Raw genomic sequence first — 11,979 nt, 5'->3', positions numbered from 1 at the left:
AAGACGGCAAACTCGTCGGCATCGACATCGACCTGCTCAATGCGATCGCCGAGGACCAAGGCTTCAAGGTCGACATCAAACAGCTCGGCTTCGACGCGGCCCTTCAGGCCGTGCAGGCCGGGCAGGCGGACGGCGTCATCGCGGGCATGTCCATCACCGACGCCCGCAAGCAGGTGTTCGACTTCTCCGACCCGTACTTCGAGTCGGGCGTGCAGATGGCGGTCCTCGAGACCGACAACGACGTGAAGTCGTACGAGGATCTGAGGGGCAAGCGCGTCGCTGTCAAGAACGGCACCGAGGGCGCCAGCTTCGCCGAGTCCATCAAGGACCAATACGGCTTCACCACAGTCTATTTCGCCGACTCCGCCAGCATGTACGACGAGGTCCGCACCGGGAACTCCGTCGCAGTCTTCGACGACTACCCCGTCCTCGCCTACGGCATCACACAGGGCAACGGCCTCAAGACGGTCACCGAAAAAGAGGTGGGCGCGAGCTACGGCTTCGCAGTCAACAAGGGCCAGAACGCCGAACTGCTCCAGATGTTCAACGCCGGACTGCAGAACCTGCGCGACGACGGCCAGTACGACGAAATCGTCTCGACCTACCTCGGTCAGGGCGCGTCGACGTCGGACAACTCCATCATCGGCTTGATCAAGAGCACCTACCCGCAGCTTCTCAAGGGCCTGTGGTTGACGATCGTTCTCTCCGTCGTCTCGATCGCGATCGCTCTGGTCCTAGGCGCGATCTTCGGTCTCTGCCGCGTGTCCACCAACATGTTCGTCCGAGGTATAGGCACAACCTACGTCGACATCTTCCGCGGCACACCGCTGTTGGTGCAGGCATTCTTCATCTACTTCGGCATCCCGGCAGCCCTGCATTTCCAGATGTCCGCCTTCACCGCAGGCATCATCACGCTCTCGCTCAACGCCGGCGCGTACATGGCTGAAATCGTCCGCGGCGGCATCCTGTCCGTCGACAAGGGACAGATGGAGGCGTCACGAAGCCTGGGCATCAGCTACATGAAGTCGATGCGAAAAGTCATCATGCCGCAGGCAATTCGCACGATGATCCCGTCGTACATCAACCAGTTCGTGATCACCCTCAAGGACACGTCGATCCTGTCGGTCATCGGACTCGCCGAGCTCACTCAGACAGGGCGCATCATCATCGCGCGCAACTTCCAGTCGTTCAACATGTGGCTGATCATCGGCGTCATGTACTTCATCATCATCATGGCGCTCACCAAGCTGTCGAACCGCCTCGAGAAGAGGATCAACAAGTGACCGAAACAGCCGTCAACATGGGCAAGTCCGCCACCGAGGTCAAGATTTCGGTCAAGGGACTGAAGAAGTCGTTCGGCGACAACGAGGTCCTCAAGGGCCTGGACGTCGACATCAAGAGCGGTGAAGTGGTCTGCGTCATCGGGCCTTCCGGTTCCGGCAAGTCGACCTTCCTGCGTTGCCTCAACCGCCTCGAAGACATCACCGCCGGATCCGTGCGCGTCGACCAGTTCGACCTCACGAACAAGGATGTCGACATCGACAAGGTGCGCCAGCACATCGGGATGGTGTTCCAGCACTTCAACCTGTTCCCCCACATGAGCGTCGTCGAAAACGTGATGCTCGCTCCGGTGCAGACCGGGCGATCGACCAAGGAGCAGGCTCGCGAGATCGCCGTCAAACTGCTCGGCCAGGTCGGCCTCGCGGAGAAGGCAGATGCCAAGCCCGCCAGCCTGTCCGGTGGGCAGAAGCAGCGCGTTGCCATAGCCCGCGCACTCGCGATGAGTCCGGACATCATGCTCTTCGACGAGGCCACCAGCGCCCTCGACCCCGAAATGGTGGGTGAGGTTCTGCAGGTGCTGCGCGACCTCGCCAAGCAGGGCATGACCATGGTCGTCGTGACCCACGAGATGGGCTTCGCCCGTGAGGTTTCCGACCGAGTCATCTTCATGGCCGACGGATACATCGTCGAAGAAGGTAAGCCGGAGAGTCTGTTCGGCAACCCCCAGCAGCAGCGCACCCAGGACTTCCTGGCGAAGGTTCTCTAGGGGCAAGCCCCCTGTGCGCCTTTTTGGTAGTGGGGACTACCGGAAAGGCGCACGGGTGGTGGCCAATTCGACGACCAGCCCGGTCTCGATCCGATTCTGCGGCTCGAAGTCGAAGTCGCCGAACCTTCGGAACCACCGAGGACTGGCCTCGACCCTTCGATAGGTCTCGCTACCTTCGACGGGCAACCACATGCGTGGACTTCCGACTTCCTCGTACGTCGTCGTGACCACGAGAATCCCGAGCACCACACCGGTGGTCACGACTCCAGACGCCGGCATCCCGCCGTGAACCCAACCGTCGAAATCGTCGTCCTGCGATCGCGGTGTCAATGTCCACGAGCATGGTTCACCGACCACCGGAAACGGCCCGCAGCACTCGACTTCGACCGCGTCGACATGAACGCTGACGATCCGGACCGAAGAGTCGACCGGCGTCGGCTCAGTGAAGCTGTGCGCCCTCATCCCCTCGCGGGAAGAGCAAGCTCGACGACAACGGCCGTCTCCATCCAGCCACGACGACCGGCAACCAGCGACGACATGCCGCGAAAAGACCGTGGGACCTTCTCGACTCGAACGTGATCGGTGCTCCCAGGTACCAATACCCAGTGCCTGGGTTCTTGTTCGACAAACTCGCCGCGCTCGAGTCGGATCGAGAGAACGATCCCGGCCGTAGGTTCCACGTCGTCGGGATAGATTCCTCCATGAACCGTCCCGTCGAACCACAGCGACTCACGTGTGGGGTGCAAAGCCCACGCAGATTTTTCGCCGACCACCGGCAACGGTGCACAGCACTCGAATTCCCACGTTTCGATGCGGACTGTGACCACGTTGTAGTCATTCATCTGAATACTCCGCGCAGTAGACGAACCGGGACACGACCGTCCCGGGCGCGGAGTTACCTGTCAGACCACCATAGCGTCAGAGCTTGTAGACGCGCTCCGCTGTCGCCGTGGACGCTGCTGCCAGCGCCTGCGGATCCTCACCGCGGATGTCTGCGAGCGCGCGCACTGTGTACGGCAGGCAGTACGACTCGTTGGGCGCACCGCGGAACGGGTGCGGCGTCAAGAACGGCGCATCCGTCTCGACGATCAGTTGATCCGACGGCACCAACAGCGCGGCCTCACGCAGCGCCTTCGCATTCTTGAAACTCACGGTTCCCGAGAAACTCAACACGTAGCCCGCGTCGATGCACGCACGGGCCATCTCCGAATCCGAGGAGAAGCAATGGAACACCACGGTCTCCGGCGCGCCTTCCTCGTGCAGCACCCGCAGCAGGTCCTCATCGGCTTCGCGATTGTGAATCATCAGCGTCTTGCCGAGACGCTTCGCGAGGTCGATGTGCCACCGGAAACCGTCGACCTGCTCCTCGATGGTGGCGCACCCTTCGAGCTTGCCTGGCCAGTAGAGATCCAGCCCGGTCTCCCCCACCGCGACGACCCGCGGATCGGACGCCAACCGTTCTATCTCGGCTCCGGTGTCGACATCGAGGACGTTCGCCCTGGTCGGATGGATTGCGACGGCTGCGTAAACCCTCGAATCCCAGTTCGCAGCGTCGACGGCAAAGCGTGCGGCATCAAGGTCGTCGGCCACCGTGACGACCCGTCCGACGCCGACGGCTTCGGCCCGATCGACAATTTCGGCCACGGTCGCAGCGTCGTGCGCACCACAGGCGTCGAGGTGCGTATGTGCGTCGATCAGAGGCGACAAGGGCTCAGGGGCATCGGGGGCGGGACGGTCTTTGCTCACGCCCGATAGAGTAAGCCCACCATGACTGTGCCTGCCTCACCCTCCCAGACCCCGCGCCCGGACTCCGCTGCCCCGGAAGGCGCGGAACGATCGCCGTTCTACATCACGACAGCGATCGCGTATCCCAACGGCGCTCCGCACATCGGCCACGCGTACGAGTACATCTCCTCGGACGCGCTCGCCCGTTTCAAGCGGTTGGACGGTCATGAAGTGTTCTTCATGACCGGCACCGACGAGCACGGTCTGAAGATGCAGCAGACAGCGATCAAAGAGGGCATCGACGTCCGCGAACTCGCGGCTCGGAACTCCGACGTGTTCCAGAACCTCGACAAGGTCCTGAACATCTCGTACGACCGGTTCATCCGCACCACCGACGCCGATCATCAGGTCGCCAGCAAGGCGATCTGGGAAAAGATGGCCGCATCGGGCGACATCTACCTCGACACGTACTCGGGGTGGTATTCGGTTCGTGACGAGGCCTTCTACACCGAAGCCGAGACCACGCTTCTGGACGACGGCACCCGTCAGTCGACGGAGACCGGCACCCCGGTGGAGTGGACCGAGGAGTCCAACTACACCTTCCGTCTCTCGGCCTACGAGGACCGTTTGCTTGCTCTGTACGAAGAGCATCCCGAGTTCATTGCCCCCGCGACTCGTCGCAACGAGATCGTCAGCTTCGTCAAGGGCGGCCTCAAGGACCTGTCGATCTCGCGCACCACGTTCGACTGGGGCGTCGAGGTTCCCGGAGACCCCGACCACGTCATGTACGTCTGGGTCGACGCCCTCACCAACTACCTGACCGGCGTGGGTTACCCGAACGTCGACTCGGCGGAGTTCGAGAAGTTCTGGCCCGCGAGCCTGCACATCATCGGCAAGGACATCACGCGTTTCCATACCGTGTACTGGCCGGCGTTCCTCATGTCTGCCGGCATCGAACTGCCGGAGCGGGTCTTCGTCCACGGGTTCTTGTACAACAAGGGCGAGAAGATGTCGAAGTCGGTCGGCAACGTCGTCGACCCCATCGCGATGGTCGATCAGTACGGCCTCGACGCGGTCCGCTTCTTCCTGCTCCGCGAGATCTCGTACGGCCAGGACGGCAGCTACAGCCACGAAGCAATCGTGACGCGTATGAATGCAGACCTGTCCAATGAACTGGGCAACCTCGCGCAGCGTTCACTGACGATGGTCGCGAAGAACTGCGATGCCCAGGTACCGACCCCCGGCGAGTTCACCGAGGACGACCTGGCGATGCTGGCGTCGGCGGATGCCCTGCTTGCCAAGTGCCGCAGCGAGTTCGACGTGCAGGCGCTGCATCTCGCACTGGAAGCCATCTGGGGCGTTCTCGGCGAGACCAACCGGTACTTCTCCAAGCAGGAACCGTGGGTTCTGCGCAAGACGGATCCGGCACGCATGGCGACGGTTCTGTACGTGACGCTCGAAGTGGTCCGTATCGTCGGGCTTCTCGTTCAGCCGGTGATGCCCGACGCGGCGTCACGCATCCTCGATCTGCTTGGCCAGAGCGAAGAGAACCGGCAGTTCGCCGACATTGCGGTTCGCATCGACGCGAACCGGAAACTGCCTGCTCCGGCGCCAGTTTTCCCCCGCTTCGTCGAGGAATGAGCTAAGCGAGAGTGCCGCACGTGGGGTCCGAGATATCCGGTTACAGGCGGATGTGTCGGACCCCACGTGCACACTCCAGCCATGACGACGAATAGAACATACATTCGAACCAGCGCTTCGGCGCAGACACTGCCATGGAACGGAGCGCGGGTGTCCACTCAGGAGGTCAGCCCTCAATCCGTTTCCGCGGTGCGAGATCTCGTTTCCGAACTGTCCGCGGCGTACGACCGCGGATGGCAGCCGGCGGATCTGATTCATCTGGCGCGTCGAAGCAAAGAAGCGTCCGACGCCGATCTCGCCGCCACCACCATCCTGTTCGACGCGAAGGCGTCGCGCGCCTCCGATCGCGCTCCGCTCGAATGGGTGGGGCAGTTGCAGACAATCGGCGAGCAGTATCCGAAGTCTCGGCACATCGCTTCTCGAATCACCGTGGACGACGACGTTTTTCGCTCCCTCGCGGCCGGCCTTCTGTTCCAGGATCCCTACTTCCTCGTTTCGCAGATCGTCGACGTCGCGCGATCGTGGATGCGCCTACCTCAGTGGACGGTGTTGCTCGCGCCACCATCCACCTGGCCGTCGCAACGCACCGATACCAGCTATGCCGGCGTCGGCGATACCGAGGTCGACGCCAAGGTACTCAAGCGAATTCGTGGACTACTCGCCAAAGCGGAAGCAACCAACTTCGCGGAAGAAGCCGAGATTTTCACCGCGAAGGCCCAGGAGTTGATGACCCGGTACGCCATCGACTCCGCACTGCTCCACAGTCGCGCCGGGGTCACCGACACATCCGTCAATGCCCGACGCATTCACATCGAGAACCCGTACGTGAAGGAAAAGGTTCACCTCCTGACCGAGATCGGCGAATCGAATCGTGTCAGGACTGTCTGGTTCAGCGACATTGCACTCGCGACCGTCGTCGGCACTCCGGTCGACCTTCAGCAAGTCGACATGCTGTTCACTTCCCTGCTCGTACAGGCAACCCGTGCAATGCAATTCGCCGACTCGAGCAATCGTGGCGGCTCACGCACCACCTCGTTCCGCAAGGGATTCCTGGCCGGGTTCGCCAGCCGCATCGGACACCGCCTGCGTGACGCCGGCACCAAAGCCACCGCCGAAGCGGCCGACGCGGCATCGATGGACGTCGCGGATCTTCTGCCGATCCTCGCCACCACATCCGAGGCCGTCGACGCCGAATTCGATCGATTGTTCCCGACAACCCGCAAGACTCGCGGACGGTCCGTGGACGCCGAAGGCTGGCACGCCGGCCAGGCTGCAGCCGACGACGCCAACCTGCGTCCCGGCGCACCCGCCGTGAACCGCTCCCGCTAGTCCTTTCGAGCGGCCAGGACCGTCTCGTACAACTCACGCTTGGAGACTCCGGCCGTTGCGACCAGGGCACACGCGTCCTTCAATCGTGCTCCCCCCTCGACCAGCCTTTCCACCTCGTCGACCAGATCGGCAGGATCAGATGCCACCAGCACTGCGCCTTCGAGCACCACCGTGATCTCACCGCGAACGCCCTCGGCGGCCCAAGCAGCTAACTCCCCGAGAGTGCCGCGCTTCACTTCCTCGTAGGTCTTGGTCAATTCCCGGCACACGGCCGCGCGGCGATTCGGCCCGAGCACTTCCACCGCATCTGCGAGGCAGTCGGCAAGGCGATGAGGCGCTTCGAAGAACACACACGCTCGCTGCTCGGTTGCCAAGGCAGAGAGCCACGTCTTGCGCTGCCCCTGCTTACGCGGCGGGAACCCGTCGAAGCAGAACCGCTCGACGGGCAATCCGGAGAGTGCCAGCGCCGTCGTCACCGCCGACGGACCGGGCAAGCACGTGACGGCGAGGTTCTCGGCTACGCAGGCGGCGACAAGGCGATATCCGGGATCGCTGACCGACGGCATGCCCGCGTCCGTGACCAGCAGGACGGTCTTGCCTTCGGCGACGTCGGCGACCAGCGCGGGCAGCCGGGAAATCTCGACCTGATCGTAGAAACTGACGATCTTCCCGGTGATGGTTACCTCGAGCGCGGACGCCAGAGACTTGGTGCGTCGTGTGTCCTCCGCAGCAACGACGTCGGCGGTTGCGAGAGCAGACCGAAGACGCGGAGACGCGTCACCGACATCTCCCATGGGTGTTGCGGCGAGTACCAAGCGACCAGTCATACCTGACAGCCTACGATTGCCAGGTGACTGTGCAGACGGACGAGCGGCCAACGCCCGCCACGAGCGATCGGGTAATGCGTAGTCCCGGCCCGCTGGTACCGGATCCTGATTTCGGCCCGACCGACAGATTGCGCGGCTGGATTGTCACCGCTTTCGTCACCGCTATCGCGGCGATCACACGCTTCACGATGCTCGCCTACCCGACCGACGCCGGCACACCTGTCTTCGACGAGAAGCACTACGTTCCGCAGGGCTGGCAAGTTCTGACCGGTGGCGGCATCGAAGACAATCCCGGTTACGGATTGGTGGTACACCCGCCGATCGGTAAGCAGATGATCGCGATCGGCGAAGCACTCTTCGGTTACAACGGTTGGGGGTGGCGATTCTCGTCGGCCCTGGTCGGGACACTGATGGTCTTGCTGATCATCCGGATCGTGCGCCGCATGACGCGGTCCACGCTGATCGGCGCGATTGCCGGAATCCTGCTCATCGTCGACGGCGTCACCTTCGTCTCCTCACGCCTGGGAATGCTCGACATCTTCCTGGCTTTCTTCGTTCTCGCCGCCCTCGGATGCCTGGTGGTCGATCGCGACCAAGTCCGCGAACGGATGGCGAAGGTATACGAAGAGGGCCGAATCGGCGACTCTGCCTGGGGTCCGCGGCTGGGTTTCCGGTGGTGGAGGTTCGGCGCCGGCATCCTGCTCGGCCTGGCCTGCGGAACCAAGTGGTCCGGCATGTACTTCATTCTGTTCTTCGGATTGCTCAGTGTTGCCTTCGACCTGTCAGCGCGCCGCGCCTACCGCGTGCAGCGCCCATGGGTCGGCACCGCAGTTCGCGACATCGGGCCTGCTCTGTATGCGTTGGTGATCATTCCGCTCGGTGTGTACCTCGCGAGCTACTGGGCCTGGTTCACCAGCGAGACCGGCGTCGACCGTCACGCCGTCGGTAACGAGATCGGTGAGGGCGGCACGTGGAGCTTCATTCCCTCCGCGCTGCGCTCACTCTGGTACTACAGCGGAAACGTTCTCCAGTTCCACGCCGGTCTGACCAACTCCGCCGGAAACCACCACCCGTGGGAGTCGAAACCGTGGACGTGGCCGATGGGGCTACGACCGATGCTCTACTACTACGCCGACGGCGAGCAGGTCACCGGTTGCGGGGCCGCCAGCTGCGTCAAGGCCGTGATGCTGATCGGCACACCGGCGATGTGGTGGCTGGCCCTACCGATGTTGGCGTGGGCGATCTGGCAGACGTTCGTGCGCAGGGACTGGCGATACGCCGTGGTCCTGACGGGCTACGGTGCCGCTTACCTCCCGTGGTTCGCGACGCTCGACCGCCAGATGTACTACTTCTACGCAGTTGCACTCGCCCCGTTCATGGTCATGGGATTTGCGCTGGTCCTCGGCGATGTACTGGGCAAGGCGAGCGCGTCCGTCGAGCGTCGTACCACCGGACTTCTGGCAGTCAGTCTGTACATCGGTCTGGTCGTGGCCAACTTCGTCTACCTCTGGCCGATACTCACCGCCATGCCGATCACGCCGGAATCGTGGCAGAACCACCTGTGGCTGCCCAGCTGGAAATAACCAGACGACAAAGGGGCACCGAACCGCAGTTCGGTGCCCCTTCACGGTTCAAGTCCTACTCCGCTCAAGTCCTACTCCACTGACTTACCCACACGGCGTCCTCGGCGCGGGCGCAGGAGAGCACGTTTCTGCTCCTTCGCCGCAATGATGATCGGGTCGTGCGAAAGATCCTTGTACAGCGAGAAGCACAATCCGATCATGACCAGCACGAACGGCGCCGCAGCGATGATCGTCATGGTCTGCAAGCCGTCGAGCGCTTCGGAACCACCGGTTCACAGCAGAAGCGCCGCGACGCCACCGGTCAACATGCCCCAGAACACCACGACCCAGCGACTCGGTTCGAGCGTTCCGCGCTGCGAGAGCGTCCCCATCACCATCGACGCAGCGTCGGCGCCGGAGACGAAGAACACTGCGACGAGCAGCATGACCAGGACAGTCGTCACTCCGGCCAACGGCAGATTGTCGAGCATGCCGAACAGTTGAGCCTCTTCCGAGCCTCGGCCGGACAAGCCGATTCCGTCGCGTTCCTCGCCGATGCCCGCGCCGCCGAAGATCGCGAACCAGAGCAAGCTGACAGTCGTGGGAACGGCGATGACGCCGACGATGAACTGGCGGATCGTGCGGCCGCGGCTGATGCGGGCCAGGAACATGCCGACGAACGGCGTCCAGGACACCCACCATGCCCAGTAGAAGATCGTCCACGACGAAAGCCACGCGCCGGTTTCAGGATTCGACGATGCACCCGTGCGGGCCGACATCTGGGCGAGGTCGGAAACGTATGCACCAATGGTCGTCGGGAGCAGATTGAGAATCAGCACGGTCGGCCCGAGAACGAACACGAACAGGGCCAAGATCAGCGCTAGCACCATGTTGATGTTGGAGAGCCACTGAATTCCCTTGGCCACACCGGAAACTGCCGAAGCGACGAACGCCAGGGTCAGCACCGCAACGATGGCCACGAGCAGGAATACGCCGGCCTCTTCCATCCAGCCGACTACCTCGAAACCGGAGCCGATCTGAAGTGCGCCGAGCCCCAAAGATGCTGCGGTGCCGAAAAGTGTCGCAAAGATTGCCAGGATGTCGATGACCTTGCCGATCGGCCCTTCGGCTTTGCGACCGAGCAACGGGATGAAGGCCGAACTGAACAGTTGCTTGCGTCCTCGGCGATACGACCCGTACGCAATGGCAAGGCCCACAACGGCATACATCGCCCAAGGATGAAGACCCCAGTGAAACATGGTGGTAGCCATGGCAGTTCCGACGCCACCGTCGGTACCGGGAGGCGGAGTCACGTAGTGCGCAAGCGGTTCCGCGACACCGAAGAACATCAGGCCGATGCCCATGCCGGCGCTGAACATCATGGCGATCCAGCTGACGGTTCGGAACTCGGGCTTCTCACCGTCTTTGCCCAGCGGAATGTCGCCGAATCGACTGACAGCGAGGTAGATGGAAAACAGCACGAAAGCCGAAGCTGCGAGTACGAAGAGCCAGCCGATGTTCGTCACCAACCAGCCGAGAACACTTCCGGTTACCGAGTTCAGGTTGTCGGGAGCTACGAGACCCCACACGACAATAGCCAGCACCGCTGCGGCCGCCACGGAAAACACCACGTAGTCGGTCCGAACGCCTACCCGAGTAAAGCCCGTCTCCGGGCGCTCTTCGTTGGCCCCGGAATCTTGTTCGGATCGATCAGATTTCGTCACCATAGATGACTACGTTCGTCACTTTGTGGGCCAAAAGCAAGCTGGAAGGCGGGCTCAACAGCCGTTGAACCCGCCTTCTCACCCCGATCAAGCTGGGGTTTTAACCCAACCGTTGCCCTTGCCGATCAATCCGTCGATGCTGATGCGTCCTGCGCCGATAACAGCGATCAAGAGCGAACCGACACCGAGTGCGACGACGAGTTCATAGCCGCCGTTGTCTATGAAGACGCCCTTGTCGGCGTGCACGATGAAGAACGCGCCGACCATGTCGAGGAACAGCAGTGCGCCGACGAGCGGGGTCAGCAGACCCGCGATGAGCAGGATGCCGCCACCGAGTTCGATGGATGCTGCCAGAACTGCAGAAATCTTGGGGAGCGGGGCGCCCATCCCTTCGAATGCGGCCTGCGTTCCGGCGATCTTGTAGGTGAAGAACTTCTGCCAACCGTGGGCGATGAAGATGATCCCGAGGCCGACACGGGCGATGAGGAGTCCGAGGTCACGAGCAATCGACGAATTCATGAGCCAAGACTGACAGCTTTAAGTTGAAGCGTCAACTTAATCAATGTGTCACGCACCTCTCAATGCCGACTCCACCATGGCGACGATCTCAGTGTCGGAGTACCCGAGCGAGCGGACCTTATGCGCAAACGCGGTCGCCGCCTGCTCCGCCTGCGCCTGCACCGGATCGGTCCCCGAAGCGATGAACGTCCCTTGCTTTCCCCTCGTCTCGATCACGCCCTGATCGCTGAGCGCGCGATAAGCCTTCGCGACGGTGTTGGCCGCCAATCCCAGCTCCGAGGCCAATGCACGCACCGTCGGGATCTTGGTTCCCGCAATCAATCCGCCGCCGTGAACCTGCTCGATAATCTGTTGCCGCAGTTGGTCGTACGGAGCTGTGGAGGAATCGTGTTCGATCGCGATCTTCATCGTCACCCTCGTCGTATCTTCTCGGTCACAGCATCTTCTCTCTCACAAACCCTCGATCGCTTCGCGGATCGTATGCGGGCCGGAGGTCAGAACCAATATCTTGCCGACACTGGACGGCGCGTCGATGAGCGCTTCGATCACTGCGGCGACATCTGCACGAGGCACAGAGCCTCGATCGACGGGTGGCTCTGCAAGAA

11 protein-coding genes and 1 pseudogene are annotated in these 11,979 nt (G+C 62.3%); 5 read left to right on the top strand and 7 right to left on the bottom strand.

Translation table 11 applies throughout. The features are described 5' to 3' along the window. Positions 1-1,283, top strand: a 1,283-nt coding sequence (locus A2J01_RS01505) for an amino acid ABC transporter substrate-binding protein/permease (RefSeq protein ID WP_064111630.1), incomplete at its 5' end; no start/stop codon positions are given. After that, positions 1,280-2,047, top strand: a complete 768-nt coding sequence (locus A2J01_RS01500) for an amino acid ABC transporter ATP-binding protein (RefSeq protein WP_003946239.1) — start codon at positions 1,280-1,282, stop codon at positions 2,045-2,047. The genes A2J01_RS01505 and A2J01_RS01500, both read left to right, overlap by 4 nt. 36 nt (positions 2,048-2,083) lie before the next feature. Here the strand turns inward: A2J01_RS01500 and A2J01_RS01495 are convergent, their stop codons facing one another. From A2J01_RS01495 to A2J01_RS01485, 3 genes are all read right to left on the bottom strand, one after another. After that, complete coding sequence (locus A2J01_RS01495; protein WP_042448984.1) at positions 2,084-2,509, bottom strand: DUF6578 domain-containing protein; 426 nt, start codon at positions 2,507-2,509, stop codon at positions 2,084-2,086. Then, positions 2,506-2,889 carry a DUF6578 domain-containing protein gene (locus A2J01_RS01490; protein ID WP_042921287.1) on the bottom strand — a complete coding sequence of 128 codons (384 nt, stop codon included), beginning with the start codon at positions 2,887-2,889 and terminating at the stop codon, positions 2,506-2,508. The genes A2J01_RS01495 and A2J01_RS01490 overlap by 4 nt, the downstream gene beginning before the upstream one ends. A 76-nt stretch (positions 2,890-2,965) precedes the next feature. Next, positions 2,966-3,793: a TatD family hydrolase gene (locus A2J01_RS01485; protein ID WP_064111628.1), complete on the bottom strand. Its 828-nt coding sequence runs from the start codon at positions 3,791-3,793 to the stop codon at positions 2,966-2,968. Between the two features lie 21 nt (positions 3,794-3,814). On the opposite strand from A2J01_RS01485, the gene metG reads away from it, so the two are divergent. Both metG and A2J01_RS01475 read left to right on the top strand, forming a co-directional pair. Beyond that, complete coding sequence (gene metG, locus A2J01_RS01480) at positions 3,815-5,413, top strand: methionine--tRNA ligase (protein ID WP_003946248.1); 1,599 nt, start codon at positions 3,815-3,817, stop codon at positions 5,411-5,413. An 81-nt stretch (positions 5,414-5,494) separates the two neighbouring features. After that, complete coding sequence (locus tag A2J01_RS01475) at positions 5,495-6,742, top strand: DUF2786 domain-containing protein (RefSeq protein WP_202425863.1); 1,248 nt, start codon at positions 5,495-5,497, stop codon at positions 6,740-6,742. On the opposite strand, the gene rsmI is transcribed toward A2J01_RS01475, so the two are convergent. Continuing rightward, on the bottom strand, positions 6,739-7,569 hold the full coding sequence (gene rsmI, locus A2J01_RS01470) for a 16S rRNA (cytidine(1402)-2'-O)-methyltransferase (RefSeq protein ID WP_003946264.1): 831 nt from the start codon (positions 7,567-7,569) through the stop codon (positions 6,739-6,741). The two genes, A2J01_RS01475 and rsmI, sit on opposite strands and share 4 nt — an antisense overlap. A gap of 74 nt (positions 7,570-7,643) precedes the next feature. Between rsmI and A2J01_RS01465 the strand changes: the two genes are divergently transcribed. Then, a complete protein-coding gene (locus A2J01_RS01465) occupies positions 7,644-9,152 on the top strand; it encodes a dolichyl-phosphate-mannose--protein mannosyltransferase (RefSeq protein WP_003946230.1) in 1,509 nt (502 codons plus the stop codon). 71 nt (positions 9,153-9,223) lie between these two features. On the opposite strand, the pseudogene A2J01_RS01460 reads toward A2J01_RS01465, so the two are convergent. The 3 genes and pseudogenes from A2J01_RS01460 to A2J01_RS01450 all read right to left on the bottom strand — a co-directional run bounded on the left by A2J01_RS01460 (position 9,224) and on the right by A2J01_RS01450 (position 11,782). Then, positions 9,224-10,858: pseudogene (locus A2J01_RS01460) on the bottom strand (BCCT family transporter). Between the two features lie 84 nt (positions 10,859-10,942). Continuing rightward, positions 10,943-11,374, bottom strand: a complete 432-nt coding sequence (locus A2J01_RS01455) for a DoxX family protein (RefSeq protein WP_003946228.1) — start codon at positions 11,372-11,374, stop codon at positions 10,943-10,945. Between the two features lie 48 nt (positions 11,375-11,422). Next, on the bottom strand, positions 11,423-11,782 hold the full coding sequence (locus A2J01_RS01450; protein WP_003946225.1) for a GntR family transcriptional regulator: 360 nt from the start codon (positions 11,780-11,782) through the stop codon (positions 11,423-11,425). Between the last annotated feature and the right edge of the window lie 197 nt (positions 11,783-11,979).

This window comes from Rhodococcus sp. EPR-134, from assembly GCF_001647205.1.
GTDB classification, from domain to species: Bacteria; Actinomycetota; Actinomycetes; order Mycobacteriales; family Mycobacteriaceae; genus Rhodococcus_F; species Rhodococcus_F qingshengii.
This window is presented reverse-complemented; position numbering and strand designations above follow the sequence as displayed.

Excerpts from the sequence above, each read along its gene's own strand:
- A2J01_RS01495 (WP_042448984.1), bottom strand. The coding sequence starts at position 2,509 with ATGAGGGCGCACAGCTTCACTGAGCCGACGCCGGTCGACTCTTCGGTC.
- A2J01_RS01490 (WP_042921287.1), bottom strand. The coding sequence starts at position 2,889 with ATGAATGACTACAACGTGGTCACAGTCCGCATCGAAACGTGGGAATTC.
- metG (WP_003946248.1), top strand. The coding sequence starts at position 3,815 with ATGACTGTGCCTGCCTCACCCTCCCAGACCCCGCGCCCGGACTCCGCT.
- A2J01_RS01475 (WP_202425863.1), top strand. The coding sequence starts at position 5,495 with ATGACGACGAATAGAACATACATTCGAACCAGCGCTTCGGCGCAGACA.
- rsmI (WP_003946264.1), bottom strand. The coding sequence starts at position 7,569 with ATGACTGGTCGCTTGGTACTCGCCGCAACACCCATGGGAGATGTCGGT.
- A2J01_RS01465 (WP_003946230.1), top strand. The coding sequence starts at position 7,644 with ATGCGTAGTCCCGGCCCGCTGGTACCGGATCCTGATTTCGGCCCGACC.
- A2J01_RS01455 (WP_003946228.1), bottom strand. The coding sequence starts at position 11,374 with ATGAATTCGTCGATTGCTCGTGACCTCGGACTCCTCATCGCCCGTGTC.
- A2J01_RS01450 (WP_003946225.1), bottom strand. The coding sequence starts at position 11,782 with ATGAAGATCGCGATCGAACACGATTCCTCCACAGCTCCGTACGACCAA.